Origin of the sequence: Halopseudomonas pertucinogena (assembly GCF_014646575.1) — a bacterium.
GTDB lineage: Bacteria > Pseudomonadota > Gammaproteobacteria > Pseudomonadales > Pseudomonadaceae > Halopseudomonas > Halopseudomonas pertucinogena.
This window is the reverse complement of record NZ_BMNN01000001.1, coordinates 103,586-120,821: the sequence shown is the minus strand read 5'-3', so window position 1 is coordinate 120,821 and position 17,236 is coordinate 103,586. Positions and strand designations below refer to the sequence as shown.

At 63.5% G+C, this 17,236-nt stretch carries 21 protein-coding genes; 13 read left to right on the top strand and 8 right to left on the bottom strand.

The window, feature by feature from the left end:
- Positions 1 to 321: 321 nt before the first annotated feature.
- Positions 322 to 1,098 carry a peroxide stress protein YaaA gene (gene yaaA, locus IEW63_RS00595; RefSeq protein ID WP_188634670.1) on the top strand — a complete coding sequence of 259 codons (777 nt, stop codon included), beginning with the start codon at positions 322 to 324 and terminating at the stop codon, positions 1,096 to 1,098.
- Here the strand turns inward: yaaA and IEW63_RS00590 are convergent, their stop codons facing one another.
- Positions 1,099 to 1,971: an alpha/beta fold hydrolase gene (locus IEW63_RS00590; RefSeq protein WP_188634669.1), complete on the bottom strand. Its 873-nt coding sequence runs from the start codon at positions 1,969 to 1,971 to the stop codon at positions 1,099 to 1,101.
- 84 nt (positions 1,972 to 2,055) lie between these two features.
- Here IEW63_RS00590 and IEW63_RS00585 point away from each other — a divergent pair, with 84 nt between their 5' ends.
- Positions 2,056 to 2,805, top strand: coding sequence for a Crp/Fnr family transcriptional regulator (locus IEW63_RS00585; protein ID WP_188634668.1), 750 nt, complete (start codon positions 2,056 to 2,058; stop codon positions 2,803 to 2,805).
- Here the strand turns inward: IEW63_RS00585 and IEW63_RS00580 are convergent.
- Positions 2,780 to 3,235: a flavodoxin domain-containing protein gene (locus IEW63_RS00580; protein WP_188634667.1), complete on the bottom strand. Its 456-nt coding sequence runs from the start codon at positions 3,233 to 3,235 to the stop codon at positions 2,780 to 2,782. The genes IEW63_RS00585 and IEW63_RS00580 overlap by 26 nt on opposite strands.
- 134 nt (positions 3,236 to 3,369) lie before the next feature.
- Here IEW63_RS00580 and folM point away from each other — a divergent pair, with 134 nt between their 5' ends.
- From folM to IEW63_RS00550, 6 genes are read left to right on the top strand one after another with little or no spacing between them, the layout of a single operon-like run.
- Positions 3,370 to 4,071, top strand: a complete 702-nt coding sequence (folM, locus tag IEW63_RS00575; protein ID WP_188634666.1) for a dihydromonapterin reductase — start codon at positions 3,370 to 3,372, stop codon at positions 4,069 to 4,071.
- An 18-nt stretch (positions 4,072 to 4,089) separates the two neighbouring features.
- The gene (gene folE / locus IEW63_RS00570) at positions 4,090 to 4,653 is read left to right on the top strand and encodes a GTP cyclohydrolase I FolE (protein ID WP_188634665.1); all 564 of its coding nucleotides are present in this window, start codon (positions 4,090 to 4,092) and stop codon (positions 4,651 to 4,653) included.
- Position 4,654: 1 nt separating this feature from the next.
- The gene (gene folX, locus IEW63_RS00565; protein ID WP_188634664.1) at positions 4,655 to 5,026 is read left to right on the top strand and encodes a dihydroneopterin triphosphate 2'-epimerase; all 372 of its coding nucleotides are present in this window, start codon (positions 4,655 to 4,657) and stop codon (positions 5,024 to 5,026) included.
- Positions 5,026 to 5,361: a HopJ type III effector protein gene (locus IEW63_RS00560; RefSeq protein ID WP_188634663.1), complete on the top strand. Its 336-nt coding sequence runs from the start codon at positions 5,026 to 5,028 to the stop codon at positions 5,359 to 5,361. The genes folX and IEW63_RS00560 overlap by 1 nt, the downstream gene beginning before the upstream one ends.
- 22 nt (positions 5,362 to 5,383) lie before the next feature.
- The gene (locus IEW63_RS00555; RefSeq protein WP_188634662.1) at positions 5,384 to 5,869 is read left to right on the top strand and encodes an RDD family protein; all 486 of its coding nucleotides are present in this window, start codon (positions 5,384 to 5,386) and stop codon (positions 5,867 to 5,869) included.
- 7 nt (positions 5,870 to 5,876) lie between these two features.
- Positions 5,877 to 6,485, top strand: a complete 609-nt coding sequence (locus IEW63_RS00550) for a LysE family translocator (RefSeq protein WP_188634661.1) — start codon at positions 5,877 to 5,879, stop codon at positions 6,483 to 6,485.
- A gap of 34 nt (positions 6,486 to 6,519) precedes the next feature.
- Here IEW63_RS00550 and IEW63_RS00545 read toward each other — a convergent pair whose 3' ends face one another.
- The 3 genes from IEW63_RS00545 to lptF form a co-directional block, all read right to left on the bottom strand.
- Entirely contained in the window at positions 6,520 to 7,359 is an 840-nt protein-coding gene (locus IEW63_RS00545) for a poly(ethylene terephthalate) hydrolase family protein (protein WP_188634660.1), read from the bottom strand.
- 176 nt (positions 7,360 to 7,535) lie between these two features.
- Positions 7,536 to 8,597, bottom strand: a complete 1,062-nt coding sequence (gene lptG, locus IEW63_RS00540; protein WP_188634659.1) for an LPS export ABC transporter permease LptG — start codon at positions 8,595 to 8,597, stop codon at positions 7,536 to 7,538.
- Positions 8,584 to 9,687: an LPS export ABC transporter permease LptF gene (gene lptF / locus IEW63_RS00535; RefSeq protein WP_188634658.1), complete on the bottom strand. Its 1,104-nt coding sequence runs from the start codon at positions 9,685 to 9,687 to the stop codon at positions 8,584 to 8,586. Before lptF ends, lptG begins: the two co-directional genes overlap by 14 nt.
- A 158-nt stretch (positions 9,688 to 9,845) precedes the next feature.
- Here lptF and IEW63_RS00530 point away from each other — a divergent pair, with 158 nt between their 5' ends.
- Genes IEW63_RS00530 through IEW63_RS00520 form a run of 3 tightly spaced genes read left to right on the top strand, consistent with a single transcriptional unit; the run spans position 9,846 to position 12,291 of the window.
- Complete coding sequence (locus IEW63_RS00530; RefSeq protein ID WP_188634657.1) at positions 9,846 to 11,333, top strand: leucyl aminopeptidase; 1,488 nt, start codon at positions 9,846 to 9,848, stop codon at positions 11,331 to 11,333.
- Positions 11,334 to 11,391: 58 nt separating this feature from the next.
- Positions 11,392 to 11,823 (top strand): DNA polymerase III subunit chi, encoded by a 432-nt coding sequence (locus tag IEW63_RS00525; RefSeq protein WP_188634656.1) that lies wholly within the window; start codon positions 11,392 to 11,394, stop codon positions 11,821 to 11,823.
- Positions 11,824 to 11,826: 3 nt separating this feature from the next.
- Positions 11,827 to 12,291: a hypothetical protein gene (locus IEW63_RS00520; protein WP_188634655.1), complete on the top strand. Its 465-nt coding sequence runs from the start codon at positions 11,827 to 11,829 to the stop codon at positions 12,289 to 12,291.
- A gap of 16 nt (positions 12,292 to 12,307) precedes the next feature.
- On the opposite strand, the gene IEW63_RS00515 is transcribed toward IEW63_RS00520, so the two are convergent.
- Both IEW63_RS00515 and IEW63_RS00510 read right to left on the bottom strand, forming a co-directional pair.
- Positions 12,308 to 13,525, bottom strand: coding sequence for a BCCT family transporter (locus IEW63_RS00515; protein ID WP_229710237.1), 1,218 nt, complete (start codon positions 13,523 to 13,525; stop codon positions 12,308 to 12,310).
- Positions 13,526 to 13,690: 165 nt separating this feature from the next.
- Positions 13,691 to 14,149, bottom strand: a complete 459-nt coding sequence (locus tag IEW63_RS00510; RefSeq protein WP_188634654.1) for a DUF4112 domain-containing protein — start codon at positions 14,147 to 14,149, stop codon at positions 13,691 to 13,693.
- Between the two features lie 212 nt (positions 14,150 to 14,361).
- On the opposite strand from IEW63_RS00510, the gene IEW63_RS00505 reads away from it, so the two are divergent.
- On the top strand, positions 14,362 to 14,715 hold the full coding sequence (locus IEW63_RS00505) for a DUF805 domain-containing protein (RefSeq protein ID WP_188635504.1): 354 nt from the start codon (positions 14,362 to 14,364) through the stop codon (positions 14,713 to 14,715).
- A 50-nt stretch (positions 14,716 to 14,765) separates the two neighbouring features.
- Here IEW63_RS00505 and IEW63_RS00500 read toward each other — a convergent pair whose 3' ends face one another.
- The gene (locus tag IEW63_RS00500) at positions 14,766 to 15,749 is read right to left on the bottom strand and encodes a lipid A deacylase LpxR family protein (protein ID WP_188634653.1); all 984 of its coding nucleotides are present in this window, start codon (positions 15,747 to 15,749) and stop codon (positions 14,766 to 14,768) included.
- Between the two features lie 159 nt (positions 15,750 to 15,908).
- Between IEW63_RS00500 and IEW63_RS00495 the strand changes: the two genes are divergently transcribed.
- Positions 15,909 to 17,156: an RNA polymerase sigma factor gene (locus IEW63_RS00495; RefSeq protein WP_188634652.1), complete on the top strand. Its 1,248-nt coding sequence runs from the start codon at positions 15,909 to 15,911 to the stop codon at positions 17,154 to 17,156.
- Positions 17,157 to 17,236: the final 80 nt, after the last annotated feature.

The window sequence follows — 17,236 nt, the reverse complement described above, 5'->3', positions numbered from 1 at the left end:
AAGCAGCAAGCGGCCTGGGCGCGCTGCGCACGCCAATCGCCCCGAGGTCGGGGCTCCTACAGAAACCATGCATCCACCTGTAGGAGCCCCGACCTCGGGCGATGCCCCACCACCAACCCCTGCACACCCCCACCCGTAGGAGCCCCGACCCCGGGGCGATACCCCCACCTCCAAACCCTGCACACCCCACCCGTAGGGCCCCGACCCCGGGGCGATCGGGGCCGGCACGGCGCCCATTGACCCGCTCAATCACCCCCATCACAAGCCATCCCGCGCCACATGCGGCATAATATCGGGCATCGAATCAAAGGAGCCTGTGCCATGCTGATGGTGATATCCCCCGCCAAGACCCTGGACTATGAAACCGCACCGGTAACCGAGCGCCACACCCTGCCGCGCCATGTGGAACACAGCCGGGAGCTGATCGAGATTCTGCGGGACAAGTCACCCCAGGAAATCGGCAAGCTGATGTCCATCTCCGACAAGCTGGCAGCACTCAACGTGGCCCGCTTCGGCAGCTGGAGCGAGACGTTCACCACCGACAACAGCAAGCAGGCGCTGCTGGCGTTCAAGGGTGATGTCTACACCGGCCTCAACGCCGAAGACTTCAGCGAGGAGGACTTCGACTTCGCCCAGCAGCACCTGCGCATGCTGTCCGGCCTGTACGGCATCCTCCGTCCGCTGGATCTGATGCAGCCCTACCGGCTGGAAATGGGCACCAAGCTGGCCAACCCGAGGGGCAAGGACCTCTATACTTTCTGGGGCGACCACATTACCAACTGGCTCAACGAGGAGCTGGCCGAACAGGGCAACGGCATTCTGCTGAACCTGGCCTCCCAGGAATACTTCGGTGCGGTCAAGCCCAGGCAACTCAAGGGTCGGCTGATCGAAACGGTGTTCAAGGACCAGAAGAACGGTCAGTACAAGATCATCAGCTTCCATGCCAAGAAGGCCCGCGGCCTGATGGCACGCTATGTCATCAAGGAGCGGCTGACCGATCCCGACGCGCTGAAGGACTTCAACCTGGAGGGTTACTACTTCGACAAGAACAGCTCCAGCGCCGACAAGCTGGTCTTTCTGCGCGACGAGCAGGCCTGATCAGCCCACCCGATTACGGAACGCCAGATAATGCTCAAGCACCAGCTCCGGTGCCTCGACCTGCGGATAATGGCCGATACCCCGTAGCAGGACGGTATCGGCCTCGGGTATGAGTTCACGATAGCGTTCGACCATGTGCATACCCGATATGGGATCTTCCGCACCATCGATCACCCGCAGCGGCACCACCGTCTGCTGCATCGCCGCCACCCAGCGGTCACGGTGCACCGGCCGTTCGGCCATGTAGCGGATCAGCCGGTGCATTACCGCCGGGCCGTTGTTGGTGATCATCATGGCCCAGAAGGCGTCCAGCTCCTGCTCGGTGGGCTGGGTATTGATCCCGAAGATGCGGCCGAAGGTGCGCCCCATACGCTCGCGACTGAAGCGCCGCCCGATCAGCGGGCCGATCGGGCTCATCAGCAGCCGCTGCAGCAATACCGGACGGTGGGTCTCGGGGAACAGGCCGCCATTGAGAAAGCACAGGCTGCGCAGGGACTCGCCCTGCGGGTCCCGCGCCAGCATCTCCTGCGCTACGCTGTCGCCGTAGTCGTGGGCCAGCAGGTGGTACTGCACCACTCCGAGGTGATCGAGCAGCGCCTGCTGTATATCCGCCTGTTCCAGCAGGCTGTAGGCATGGCCGCGCGGCTTGTCGGAAAAGCCGAAGCCCAGCATGTCACAGGCAATGACCCGGTAGCGCTGCGTCAGCGCCGGCCAGAGGTAGTTCCAGTCCCAGGCCCCGGAGGGAAAGCCGTGAATCAGCAGCAATGGCTCGCCCTCGCCGGCCTCCCAGTAGCGCAGGCGATGGCGGCCGAACAGAAACTCCCGGCTGCTGGCGGCCCAGTCTTCCAGTGCTATACCTTCGAACATCTGCATCATCCCTATCCCGACAGGTCCGGTGTCAGCAGCGGCCGGATGCGGCATACTGTTTCACCCCGTTTTGCGATGAGAGTCTAGAGCGTGACCGATCCCAGCACTGTCAATCAGCTTACAGTGTCCGCCGGCATGGCCAGCCAGCACATGGCCCTGCTGCAGAAGAATCGCTGGTTCAGCGGGCTGCCGGCCGACGCGATCAGCGAGATGGTCGGCATGGCCCGGCTCAGGCGGCTGGATGATGGGCAACTGCTGCATGCCCAGGGCGATCTGCCGGATGGGCTCTATGGCGTGAGCAAGGGGGCCATACGCATCAGCAATACCGGCGCCGATGGCCGCGAAGCGCTGCTCACGGTGCTGGCGCCGGGACAGTGGTTCGGCGAGATCTCCCTGTTCGACGGCCTGCCGCGCACCCACGACGCCCACGCCATGGGCAGCACCGAGTTGCTGATCATCCCGCGCAGGGACTTCCACCAGCTGCTGGAACGTCGGCCGGAACTCTACCCGCACTTCATGCAGCTGCTCTGCAAGCGCCTGCGCCAGTCCTTCAACATGCTCGAAGACAGCGCGCTGCTGCCGCTGCCGGCGCGCCTGGCCAAGCGCCTGCTGATGCACGCGCAGTACTACGGCGAACTCGGGCCGGCCGGCGAGCGGATGTCGATCCAGCTTTCCCAGGAGACCCTGGGTCTGATGCTGAACAGCTCAAGGCAGAGCATCAACCGGCTGCTCAAGCAGTTCGAGCAGGCCGGCTGGGTCAGCACCCACTACAGTCAGATCGTGATTCTCGATGAAGAGGCCCTGACCCGGGTGGCTACAGGGACTTCAACCGCGCAATGAAGTCGTCGATCCAGGGCTCGGCGTCCTGCTCGGGGGTCACGGTTTCGGCCGCATCCAGCCGCAGCATGGGCACCAGCTCCCGGCCCTGCAGCTCCAGCAGCAGCTCGCGCAGCTGTTCGCCGCCCTGACAGAAGGTGTCGCCATAACCGGCATCACCCAGCGCGATCACGCCAAAGGGCTTGTCGGTCAGCAGCGGGAAGCGGGACTCCAGTTCGTAAAAGAAGTCCTGAACGTTCGCCGGTAGCTCGCCCATGCCGGTGGTCGAGCAGCACGCCAGAAGGGCATCGGCATTTGCCTCCAGCAGCGCGTCCACGCTGGCCGGCTTGAGATAGGTCACCTGCAGCCCGGCCGCACGGCATCTTTCGGCTGCCACGTCCGCCACTTCATCAGCCGTGCCGAACACGGACCCACTGAATATCACCAGATGCATTTCCACTCCCGTTCAGTCGATGAAATCGGCCCATTATGCCTGCCCCCGCCGCCGCTGTCCGGCGGGCGAGCGCCAGCAGCGAGCCAGCATGGTAAGATAGGCCGCTCCATGAACCTGTTCACTGCATCGTCATCATGTCCGACAGACCGACCATTCTGATCACCGGGGCTGCCCAGCGCATCGGCCTGCACTGCGCCCGCCGCTTCGTTGCCGACGGTTACCGGGTGCTTATCACCTGCCGCCAGCCGCGCCCCGAATGGCAGCAACAACCGCTGGAAGGTATCGAGGTCCTGGTGGCCGATTTCGCCACTATCGAAGGCATCGAGCGACTGATCGATACTCTGGTGGAACGGGACATCCGCTTGCGCGCGCTGATTCACAACGCCTCCGTCTGGCTGAATGACGAAGGGGAAGCCGACGCGCTGCAGGCCATGTTCATGGTGCACATGCAGGCACCCTACCTGATGAACCTGGCCAGTGATCGGCTGTTCGATCCGCAGGTGACCGGCGACATCATCCATATCAGCGACCATGTTGCACAGCGCGGCAGCGCCAGGCACATTGCCTACAGCGCCAGCAAGGCCGGGCTGGAAGCGATCAGCCTGGGCTTCGCCGCACGCCTGGCACCGCGCATCAAGGTCAACAGCATTGCCCCGGCACTGATCATGTTCAACGACGGCGACAGTGAAGAGTACCGCGAAAGGGCGCTGGCCAAGTCCGCTCTGGGCTTCGAGCCCGGCCCGGAAGTGGTCTACCAGTCCATCCGCTATCTGATGGACAACCCTTACGTCACGGGTACCTGCCTTGATCTGAACGGCGGCAGGAACCTCAAATGAACCTACACGAGAAACCCCATGAGCCTTGAAAACCTGACCAGCAATTACCACGACATCCTTGCCAATCTGGGCGAGGACCCCAACCGCGAGGGGCTCAAGGGCACTCCCCTGCGTGCCGCCAAGGCCATGCAGTTTCTCTGTCGCGGCTATGAACAGTCGCTGGAGGAGATCGTCAATGGCGCGCTGTTCCAGTCATCCAGCGACGAGATGGTCATCGTCAAGAACATCGAGTTGTACTCGCTGTGCGAACACCACATGCTGCCCTTCATCGGCAAGGCCCACGTTGCCTACATGCCCAACGGCAAGGTAATCGGCCTGTCGAAGATTGCCCGCATCGTCGACATGTTCGCCCGTCGCCTGCAGATCCAGGAAAGCCTGACCCGGCAGATCGCCGAGGCGGTGCAGTCGGTCACCGACGCCATGGGTGTGGCGGTAGTGATCGAGGCGCGGCACATGTGCATGATGATGCGCGGCGTGGAGAAGCAGAACTCGTCGATGATGACCTCGGTGATGCTCGGCAGCTTCCGCGAGTCGTTCAATACGCGGCAGGAATTCCTGCAGCTGATCGGGAGGGACAGCTGACATGGAGCGCATGGAACCGGGCATGGCGCGGATCAGAATCAAGGATCTGCGGCTGCGCACCTTCATCGGCATCAAGGAAGAGGAAATCAACAACCGCCAGGATGTGCTGATCAATGCCTCCATCCTCTACCCGGCGGAAATGGCGGTGGCGATCAACGAGATCGAACACGCGCTGAATTACCGCACCATCACCAAGGCGATCATCAGCCACGTGGAGAGCAACCGCTTCGCCCTGCTCGAGCGCCTGACCCAGGAAGTGCTGGATATCGTCATGCAGCATGAGCAGGTGCGCTATGCCGAGGTCGAGGTGGACAAGCCCCATGCGCTGCGGTTTTCCGAGTCGGTGTCCATCACCCTGAGTGCGCAGCGCTGATGGGGGTTGCGGACTTCATCGCACGGCTCGGCGCCGCCGACCACCGGTTTGCCGATACCCTTGGCTTCATCGAACGGCATTACCATTATCGGCCCAGCGGCTTTCATAACGGGCCACTGTACAACAGCGCCACGGAGAATCAGGGTTCCTGCCGCATTCTGGCAATGGCGCTGGACCTGGGGCTGAGTGATGACCAGGCGCTGGCCTGCTTTGGCGAGCACTACCAGTCGGTGCTGGCCGACCCCAACGGCAGCGGCCACGCCAACATCCGCGCGCTGATGCAGCACGGGCTGGCAGCCGTGCGGTTTGATCAACCACCCCTGAAACGGCGCTGAGCGCCCAGCCAACGGAGCCTACATGGCGGTCAAGCAACTCTACCCCCGCGGTGACTTCCCCGCGCCCGGCCTGTTCCGCCGCGTGGCCGGCGCCTTCTACGACCTGATGCTTTGTGTGGCACTGGTCATGGTGCTCACCCTGGCCTATCACCAGGGCGTGCTGCGATTCATATATGGCCCCGAGGCCCTGCAGGCCATGGCCGATGCAGGCCAGCTTGATCAGGACCCGCTGCTCAGCGTGCTGGTCATCCTAGCCATATATGGCTTCTTCGGCCTGTTCTGGACCCTGCGCGGTCAGACCCTGGGCATGCAGGCCTGGCGTATGCGCGTGCAGCAGCCGGACGGCACCTCCATCACCTGGCGCCAGTCGGTCATTCGGGTCAGCATTGCGCTGGTCAGCTGGCTGCTCGGCGGTCTGGGCATCTGGTGGTCACTGTGGGACAGGCAGTCGCGCACCTGGCCCGATATCGTCTCCGGCACGCGCACGGTGGTATTGCCCAAGGAATAGTCCGCCAATGAACCTGGCTCTGGTGCTGTCCTATATCGCAGTGGTGGTCATGCTGATTGCCACCCCGGGCCCGGTCGTTGCGCTGGTGATGAGCACGGCTGCCGCCAGCGGGCCGCGGCGGGCGGTCATGACCGCATTCGGCGCAACCTGCGCATCGCTGGTGCTGATCACCGCGGCTGCACTGGTCATTTCCGGCGCGGCCGTGCTGGAAGCGGAAACACTCCGCTGGATCAGCATCGCCGGCTGCCTCTACATTGCCTGGCTGTCGATCGGCACGATACGACGCCATGCCACCGAGCGCGCCGATGACGATACGCCACGGCTGCGTCCGGGCGGCTGGCTGCGGGGTCTTCTGGTGGGCATCTCCAACCCGAAGGACATCCTTTTCTTCGTCGCGCTGTTCCCGCAGTTCATTCAGGTAACCAGCTCCTTCGCTGCCAGCATCGCAGTACTCACCCTCATCTGGGTCGCACTGGACATGCTGATTCTGGGCGGTTACATCCTGCTACTGGGCCGGTTCCTGTCGCCCCGCTTCAAGCGCCTGATCACATTGGTCTCGGCGATATTGCTTCTGGCCCTTGCGGTCGTGGGGCTGGTCTACAACGTTGCCGGATGAGTGCCGAGTTCCCTCTCGGCACTTGCCTTCACCCTTACCAGTTCTTGTACTGCGTCTCGTAACCACGGCCGCAGAAATCGCAGCTCGGGTCGATGAACATGGTACGGCGCTCGGTCTCGCCCGCCAGTTGCCAGCGCAACCAGCCGACAATCACCGCCAGGCCGTCTCGGGCAGTGCTGGTGTGGCTGGCATCATCGATCACGGTGAACCACACCGGCGTACGGGTGTTGGTGTAGTCGCGCCGACAGTTGGGCGTAGCGGTACGGTCGTCCTCACCGCAGATGAACGCCGCCGGCTTGCGCAGGTTGTTCGGACCACGTCCGTCAAAGGAGCCGCCCGCCACATGGATGGTGGTGGTCAGCCGTGGGTCGCTGGCGTTGGCAAAGGTGGCCACCGAACCGCGTGAGTGGCCGCCGGCACCGATCCGGCTGGTATCCAGCTTCTGGTAGTAATCACTGCGCGAGTTGTTGTTCTGCTCGATCAGCCAGTCCAGCGCGGCACCCATCTCGCTGCCCGAGTTGCTCGACACTTCCGAATACACCACGAAGCCGTGGGAAGCGATACGCCGCAGGTGGTCCTCGTAATCACTGGGCCGGCTGGCTGCGCCGGGCCCCCAGATAAATACCGGGTGCACGACCCCATTCGCGCCGAGATTGCTCGGCCGCACTACCCAGCCGGAGCGGGACGGGCCGGCACGGGTGTCGATGGTGGTCGCGTAGGGTCCGTCCACATCCACGCGGGACACCGGCGGCAGCGGGTTGCCTACCGGCGGATCCGGATCCGGGACGGTGGGCGGATTGACGGCAAGCACCTGCAGGGGCAGCAACAACAATCCCGCAAGCAGGACCTTGCGGCTGATATGTATCAACGACATGGTGACTCTCCTTCTTGTTCAGTTCGTTGGGATAGCACCCGGCGCGCCCGGAAACGGACGGCAAGGTGCAGGAACTATAGGAGACTCACGAACAAACAAAAGGCGAAACTGCATCACAAAGGACACAGATCACGATTATTGGTCGGAACCACACCAACGGGGGAGGCTGGCCGGTATTACCCAGCCCGCCTTATCAGCCAGCTGCCCATCAGCAGCAGTATGAGGATCGGCAGCAGCACCGCGATCAGCGGTGAGAATCCGAACACCAGGCTGGATGGCCCCAGCAGGTCCTGCACTATGCGGAAACTGAAGCCGACCAATACCCCGGTGAACACCCGCTGGCCCAGCGTAACCGAGCGCAGCGGACCGAAGATGAAGGAAATGGCGACGAACACCAGCGCAGCGGTGGTGACCGGCTGCAGCAGCTTTTTCCAGAACGCCAGCATATAGGGGCTGTTGTTCAGCCCCTGCTCGGCCAGGTAATTCTGGTAATGCCAGATGCCGGTCAGCGGCAGCACGTCCGGGTCGAGCAGGACCACCCGCAGCAACCGCGGCGACAGCCCGACATCCCAGCGCTGCTGGTCATGGCTTTCCACCCGGCTGGTGCCATCCGCCTCGAACAGGGTGGCGGAGACGTCCTCCAGCAACCAGCTTTCGTCCTGTACCCGGGCGCGCTGGGCAAAGCTGGTCTCCAGCAGCCGGCGGTCCTCGTCGAAACGGTAACGGGTGATGCCGTGCAGCGTGCCGTTGGGCTGCACCGCGTTTATATGGATGAAGTCGTCCCCTTCCCGATGCCACAGGCCCCTGGCCTTGACCGCCTCACCGCTGCCCACCGCCAGCGCCCGCCGGCTCTCCGCCAGATTCTCGGTATAGGGGGCGGCGTATTCACCGAGCAGTACGCCGGCGGCCATCAATATCAGCAGCGGCTTGAGGACCGCGCCCATGATGCGGGGTATGGACACACCGGAGGCGCGCATCACGGTCAGCTCGGAGTTGCTGGCCAGCGTGCCGAGGCCGATCAGACAACCGACCAGCGCCGCCATCGGCAGCATCTCGTAGAGCCGCCGGGGAATGGTCAGGACAACGTAGATCAGCGCCTCGAGCGCGCCGTAATCCCCTTCCAGGTCTTCCAGCTCGCCGATATAGGCGAACAGCAGATCCAGCCCGACGATGATCAGCGCCACGCTGACCACGCTGAAGAACACGGTGGTGCCGATATGACGATCAAGCAGCCGCATGGGCACCTCCCGCGGGCGCGCCCGGCGCGGTAAGCGCACGGAAGTTGAGGATCAGACCGATGCCCAGGAACAGCACGTGTACCCACCACAGGCCGATCGCCGCCGGCGTCGTGCCCGACTCCATCCAGCCGCGTGCGCTGACCAGGAGGGCCAGATAGGCCATGTACAGGATCACCGCAGGGACGAGCTTGAGAAAGCGCCCCTGGCGCGGGTTCACCCGCGCCAGCGGTACGGCAAAGAACGCCACGATCGGCACCAGCAGGGGAATCGCCAGACGCCACTGCAGCTCGGCAAGGTCCTTCAGGTCGTCGCTGTTCAGCAGCCGGCTGGTGGGCATGGCTTCGCGGTCGGTGATCTCGGTGATCACCTCCGGCTTGGGCAACAGCACGCCATAGGTATCGTACTGGATGGTACGGAAGTCAGCCGACCCGGGCCGCCCGTCGTAGCGGTAACCGTTGTGCAGCACCAGGTAGCGGCTGCCGTCGGGGCTGAGCTGCTGACGCCCGCCCTCGGCCACCAGCACACCGACGCTGGCATCCTCACCGGAGCCGGTGCGCTCGGCAATGAACACCGTTTCCAGCTCGGTACGGTCGTCCGACAGCCCGCCGGCATAGGTTACCCGCTGGCCCGTACCCAGCGCCTGGAAGCGGCCCGCTGCCAGGGTATCGAATTCGGTCATGGCGTCCTGCTCGTTGAACAGCTGCTGGGTCTGCCATACCCCCGCCGGCGCCACCCAGAGGCTGAGCCAGGCGACGAACAGGGCCACCAGCAGGGCCGGGCCCTGGGTATAGCCGAGGATGCGCCGGTCGCTGATGCCGGTGGCCGAGAGCACTGCCATCTCGCTGTCCAGATGCATGCGCCCGTATGCCAGCAGGATGCCCAGAAACATGCCCAGCGGCACGATCAGTACCACAAAACCGGGCAGCCGGAACGCCATGATGGTGAACAGCACGCCCGGGTCCAGCTGACCCGCAGCGGCCTGCGCCAGGTACTTGATGAAGCGGCCACTCATGATGATCAGCAGCAGCACACCGCTGACCGCCGCCAGCGTCATCAGCACCTCACGGCTGAGGTATCGGAATACAATCACACTATGCTTCCTTGAAGCCGGGGCTTTATGGGCCCACGGTAATAGGCCAGAATGAACTCACGCATGTCTGCCCATGAATGGCCAACCGTGCTCCTGCCGGAGCCGGTTGCAATGGGCGCATTATCGGTCAAACCATCTGATTTGTCTTGGGGAGTACCATGGATTTCAACGTCAAACACGGCGCGCTGGCAACCATCAAAACCGGTTGTCTGGTGGTCGGCATCAGCGAAGCAAAAACCCTCACCGGCCCTGCCGCCGAACTGGACGCCGCCAGCGGCGGCCAGATCAGCGCTGCAATCAAGCGTGGCGACATCACCGGCAAACAGGGTCAGAGCCTGATGCTGTTCGCCCTGCCCGGCGTCACTGCCCAGCGGGTGCTGCTGGCCGGCGTCGGCAAGGACGAACTGAATGACCGCAGCTTCCGCAAGCTGGTCGCCTCGGTAACCGCCACCCTGAAAAATGGTGGGGCGACCGATGCCGTACTGACCCTGACCGACCTGCCGGTGAAGGACCGCGACCTCTACGCCCGCACCCGCCTGCTGGTGGAAGCTGTGCGTGACAACCTCTACGTGTTCGACCAGTTCAAGAGCAAGAAAGCTGATAAGCCTCGCCTGGCCAAGTGCAGCCTGTGGTCTGCCGACAAGGCCGATGCCGACGCGCTCCAGCGTGGCATCCAGCATGGCCAGGCCATCAGCGACGGTGCCAGCCTGACCCGGGACCTGGGCAACCTGCCGGGCAACGTGTGCACGCCCACCTACCTGGCCAAGCAGGCCAAGGCGCTGGCCAAGCAGTTCAACGCCATCGAGGTCGAGGTGCTGGAAGAGAAGGACATGAAGGCGCTGGGCATGGGCTCGCTGCTGGCGGTAAGCGCGGGCAGTGCCGAGCCGGCCAAGCTGATCCGACTCAGCTATCAGGGTGCCGACGCCAAGGCCCAGCCCCACGTGCTGGTCGGCAAGGGCATCACCTTCGACACCGGCGGCATCAGCATCAAGCCCGGTGCCGGCATGGACGAAATGAAGTACGACATGTGCGGTGCCGCCAGCGTACTGGGCGTGTTCCGTGCGGTGGTTGCCATGCAGCTGCCGATCAACCTCACCGGCATCATCGCCGCTGCCGAGAACATGCCCAGCGGCACCGCCACCAAGCCCGGCGATATCGTCACCAGCATGTCCGGCCAGACCATCGAGATCCTCAATACCGACGCCGAAGGCCGTCTGGTGCTGTGCGACGCCCTGACCTACGCCGAGCGCTTCAATCCGGCCAGCGTGGTGGATATCGCCACCCTCACCGGTGCCTGCATCATCGCGCTGGGCACCAAGACCACCGGCGTCATGGGCAACAACCAGGAGCTGGTCAGCCAGCTGCTGGACGCCGGCAAACAGGCCGGCGACCGCGGCTGGGAACTGCCGTTGTTCGAGGAGTATCAGGAACAGCTGGACAGCCCCTTCGCCGACATCGCCAACATCGGCGGTCGCGAGGCCGGCACCATCACCGCGGCCTGCTTCCTGTCCCGCTTCACCAAGGCCTATCCCTGGGCGCACCTGGACATCGCCGGTACCGCCTGGGTCAGCGGCGGCAAGGAGAAAGGCGCCACCGGGCGCCCGGTCCCCCTGCTGACCCAGTACCTGCTGAACCAGGTCGGCTGACCCCGACAGCCCTCAGCTGCCGCTTGCAGCGCGCAGCTGAGGGCTGGACACTCCCACCATGACCAGAATCGATTTCTACGTGCTCAACAGCGACAGCCGCGAAGCCCGCCTGCACTATGCCTGCCGGCTGGCCCACAAGGCCTGGTCGCACAACCGCAAGGTCTACCTGCACTGCGCCACCGAGGAAGAGGCCGAACAGCTGGATGAGCTGCTGTGGTCGTTCCGCCCGGACGCCTTCCTGCCCCATGCGCTGCATCCGGATCAGCCGGACTCGAATGTCGTCTGCGGCTGGGCGGATGATCCCACTCCGCATCACGACCTGCTGATCAATCTCAGCAACGACACCCCGCTGTTCTTCAGCCGATTCAACCGTCTGGCGGAAATACTCGTGGAACACGAGCTTGTGCTGTCTCCAGCGCGAGAACGATTTCGTTTTTATCGCGAACGGGGCTATCCTCTGAAAACTCATCAGATACGGATAGCAGGATGAAGTATGACGCAGCGCGAGCCAACGGACCCGTCCCGCTTGCTGAAGGACCTGGAATCCATCCGCACCCTGCTGGATGACGATCAGCCGGGCGCCGAACAGATGGACATCCCCTTGCTGGATGACATCATCACCTCCGGCAGCGACAAGCCCGCTGCGCCGCCGGCTCCCCCTCCGCCTGCCGCAGAGCGGCCGCCGAACCCCTTTCTGCCCTACGAGTCGCTGGCCAGACTGGCCGGCGAACGGGTGCAGCTTGAACGGTTACTGCAGCAGAATCTTGACTACGCGCCGCCAGGCCCGCATACCGGGGCCCGCGAGGTGCGTCTGGAGGCCCGCCTGCATTCCGAGGCACAGCTGGTCATGCAGGACGTGATCGACGAGATGCTGCCGATCATCGAGGCCGAATTGCGCAAGCGACTGAGCGGCAGGATGGAACAGCTGGTGCGCGAGCAGCTCAGCCAGCACTCCTGATCTGCCGCCCCGGCCGTCAGTCCTTCCTGTCGTCCAGATCGTGTATGTCGTCCGCCGCCGGCGGAATCGGCGGCTCATCCTTGGGCAGCACGCTGGGGGTGAGAACCGACGAAGTGGCTGTCTCCGACGACAGGGTGAGGAACGCCAGGTGCGCCTCGTAGCGCTCCAGCACGTCATCGATCACTTGCTGCTTGGTCAACCCCATCAGGTCATAGCCACCGGACCCCGTCTGGGTGAACACTTCCAGCCGGTAATAGACGTCCGTTTCCCTCGACATGCGGCCGGTGAACATCGGTACCGGCGCCTCGACCACCGCCACCTGATAGTGGAACGCGCGGAAGGACTCCATAACGACCCGCAGCACCGGCTCATCGGTACCGAAGGCGTTCTGCATGACCTCGCGTTCCACGGTATATCCCTGGTTGCGGAACTCCGCTTCCAGCTCATCCAGGGCCGGGCGCACGGTACGCTCCATGAACTGCATGACCTGGCGCAGCGACGGATAGGACCGCATCTGCTCCAGCCGCTGCTTCCACGACCGCTCCGGCAGATGCCCGCCAATGGGTGCCAGGGTCGGCCTGCGCAGCACCTGCCCCTCGCGCTCGGCGCGCTCCATGCGCAGTACCTTGTGGAAGGACATCATCACCAGATAGGCGATGATGGTCACCGGCAGCGCAAAGATCAGCGTGGCATATTCCATGGTGGTGACCCCGCCCGCCAGCAGCATGGCGATGGTCAATACCGCCGTCAGCACTGCCCAGAAGATGCGCAGCCATTTCGGCCCGTCCTGAGCCGGGTCGGGGATCGACGCGGAGAAGTTGGACATGACCATGGCACCCGAGTTGGCGCTGGTCAGGTAGAACAGCAGGCCCGACAGGGTCGCCAGACCGATCAGCAACATGGCACCCGGGAACATCGACAGAAGCTCGTACCAGCCCTGCTCGGGACTGCCCATCGCCAGCTCGGCGAAGTCCAGATTACCCTGCAGCACCTGGAACAGCGCCGAGTTACCGAACAGCGAAACGATGATGAAGTCGCACAATACCGGCGCGGTGATCGCGGCGATGACGAATTCGCGCAGGGTACGCCCGCGGGAAATCCGCGCCAGGAACACCCCGACGAAGGGTCCCCAGGCCAGCCAGAAGGCCCAGAAGAACAGCGTCCAGCCGCCCATCCATTCCGAGCCGCCGGGTTCGTAGACGAAGGTCTGCAGCGTGCGCGACGGCAGCGTCATCAGATGGCGTCGTAGACATGGGCATCCTCTTGGTCAATACGCAACACGGCGCCGTGTGTACGGCACCGTGAGCGATGCAATGAGATTAGCAGACGGTCATCCCCATGCTGGGGCATAATCAATCGCTGTCTGCGGAGTTCATGAGAGATGTCGCTGGAAGGGTCTTTACAGCAGAACCGCTGCGCCACCGATGACAATGGCGAAGAGTACGGACAGACCTATCATTACCTTCCAGGGAAACCGGCGCGGAGGCGGTTCAACCGCAAGCTCCTGGTTCAGAAAGTCTCTGAGCAGTCGGGTATTACGCATGTTGGCTTTGAACACGGCGTCAAAGGCATCGCCCACGATCGGCACCAGACCCAGGACAAAGTCGATGCCCATGTTACGCAGCATCTGGCGCTTGATCCTGCCACTGGCGCCAGCCCGCTGTGCCTCCCACAGCACATAACAGGACATGGCAAGGCCCGCGAAATCACCAATTCCGGGCACCAGGCCGATCAGGGGTTCAACACCGATCCTGAATCGGGTGAACGGCAAAGCGATGCTATTGTCGGTGAACCGGCTGAACTTCTCAAGCCGGGCCAGGATGGCGCGCTGTTCGGCAACAGAGGGTTTTCTGGGCATCGGAGCTCCGGCAGGCAGATAGACGTTCCGGAAATATAGGAGAAATCCTGCGCTCCGGCCGCAGCGGAAAGCCTGCTTGTAAAGGCTGCAGTGCTGTAATACTGTTCCGCTATCGCAATGGAGTGCGACCCGACTGATCCGAACGCTTCCGTGCAGAGTGTCCGGGGCTCACCCAGAGCAGATAACGACAACAAGAAAAGGGAATGGAAACTATGGAATGGTATCTGGAAGTTCTGAAGAAGTACGCGGTATTCGCGGGTCGCTCTAGAAGAAAGGAATACTGGATGTTCTGCCTCTTCAACCTCATCGTTGCCGTTCTGCTGGCAATCGTTGAAGGCGCAATGAACAGTCCCGGTGTACTTGGCCTGCTGTACAGCCTCTTTGTCCTGCTCCCCGCACTGGCGGTCACGGTCCGCCGGCTTCATGATATCGACCGCAGCGGATGGTGGATCTTCATCTCCCTGATTCCGGTGGTGGGCAGCATCATCCTGCTGGTGTTCCTGGTGCAGGACGGTCAGGCCGGCCATAACCAGTACGGCGCCAACCCCAAGGATCTGGTCGCCTGACCGGCCCGACGCCTGCCTGGGGCCAGGCAGGCGTTGCTCGGTACCTGCAGTCAGAACCAGGCGGACAGCGTCAGCGAGCCGAACTGGTCATGCTCGTCCTGCTCATGAAACTCACGGGTACGCCAGACACTGGCGAAGGTCAGCTGCCATTGACTCCAGGTCAGCGCCAGCCCGGCCTTGGCATCACCTACCCAGTCGCGGCTGTCCACCGAATGGCTGCTCTTGAAGGTGTTGCCGTCGAGCAGCATGTTGTGAGCCATGTAGCGCCCCTCCAGATTGAAGAAGACGCTCCAGGCGAAGCCGCCGCCCTGGTCGAAGAACATGCTCCCGCCCTGCGCCGGAGCCACCGCCGGCAGGCTGAAGCTGCGCCGCAGCGACTGCCCGATGCGCAGCCCCAGGCCAGCTGATCCATAGGTATACAGGTTACCGACTGAGCCGCCGAGACTCGTGCCGTATTCCAGCTCCAGCCCCGCAAACCGCTGCTGCAGCCACCAGCGCTGCTGGTAGCCCAGGTTGATGAAAGGCTCATTGCGCAGCTGGTTGTCCCAGCCCCTGGGCTCGTCGCTCCCGGTCGCGTCATGCACCGCCCGCTGGATTCGCTTGCCGCCGGCACCCGGGCCTACCAGGCCGACGTCCACATGCAGACCACGCACATCGCGCCAGCCGTCATGCTCGGTATCATCGAACAGCGACACGCCCGCGAACAACAGGCCGGCGTAGGGTCGGTCGTCCTCGATCAGCTCGGCAATCTCGATATCATCCGGGGTGTAGATCTGGTGGCCGAAGCGATAGGCCACGTTATCGAGATCGTCCACCAGCCAGTCCGGCGCTGCGTTGGCCAGGCGCTGCGACCAGTGATCGGCCGCCGGCTGGAACGAGCGCATCAGCTCGACCCCGTTGCTGTAATGACCGTCGCTGTCGGAGGCGATGATGTCGTTCTCTATCTTCAGGGAATACAGGTCCGCATGGCCGGCCAGTGGAACCAGACCCATGACGGCGATCGCCAGACGGTGCTGCAAACGCATACTTCCCATGCCATTCTCCCTGACCGGATTCATGTAATCACGATATGCAGTGTAGACGCCGCCTCGCCTGAGCGTGCTGTTTTACGCGGCTGAGATAACATGGTCATCTACCAGGTGCACAGGTGCCCATGCGTTGCCATACTGGATCACCACCATCGGGTGCCCGACATGAGCGAACTCACTGATCCCCGTGCCATCGAGCAGGTCTACCGGAACCATTCCCGCCGCGTGCTGGCGGCGCTGATCCGACTGCTCAATGATTTCTGCCTGGCGGAGGAATGCCTGCAGGAGGCCTTCATCGCTGCCCTGCGGCAGTGGCCCGGGGACGGCATCCCGGAGAACCCCACCGCCTGGCTTATCAATACCGGCCATCGGCGCGGCATCGATCAGATCCGCCGCAACCAGACGGCGCGGCGCTATAACCCGCAACTGGAGCCGGACGAGCCGGTTTCGGAAGATTTCACTTCCGGGCCCATCGACGACGATATGCTGCGCCTGCTGTTCACCTGCTGTCATCCGGCACTGGCCATGGAAGCGCGGGTGGCCCTGACCCTGCGCGAGATGTGCGGTCTCAGCACCGAGCAGGTCGCCCGCGCCCTTCTGCAGCAGCCTGCTACCCTGGCGCAGCGCCTGGTGCGCGCCAAACGCAAGATCCGCGATGCACGCATTCCCTACGAGGTGCCGGACCAGGATGAACTGCCCGGGCGCCTGCCGGACGTGCTCAAGGTCATCTATCTGGTCTTCAACGAAGGGTATTCACGCTGCGAGGGCCGGCAGCTGCAGGATGTCAGCCTGGCCACCGAAGCCATCGCCCTGGCCGAATCCCTCTGCGCCCTGCTGCCGTCGGGGGAGGTGTTCGGCCTGACGGCCCTGATGTACCTGCAACACGCGCGCCGGGATGCGCGCCAGGACACCCATGGCGATCTGGTCACGCTTGAACAGCAGGACCGCAGTCGCTGGCACCAGGCGGAGATCCGGCGCGGGCTTGACCATCTGACCCGAGCCCTGCAGCTGACGCCCATCGCCCCGTATACCCTGCAGGCCAGCATCGCCGCCGAGCATGCCATGGCCGCGCGTGCCGATGACACCAACTGGAAACGTATCGTCCAGTTATACGAAGCCCTGTACCGGCAGCAACCCACCGCCGTGATCGGCCTGAACCGCGCCGTTGCCGTCGCCATGCATGACTCGCCACAGGCGGGCCTGGCTCTGCTGGAGCAGCTTGGCTCATCCCGCGAGGCACTCAACTACCACCTGTTCCATGCCGCCCGAGCTGACCTGCTGCGACGGGCCGGGAACAAGCCCGCCGCCCGCCTCGCCTACCAGCAGGCCCTGGCATTGGTCGCCCAGGAGCCGGAACGGCGCTTTCTGCTTCGGCAACTGGACTCGCTGGATGCCGCGCCACCGGCACGATAGGAAAATTTTTCAGGAAAATGCCGCTGCGCTGTCGATTACGGCGTCGATCGCACGACTCAGGGATAAACACTGCCCAATGA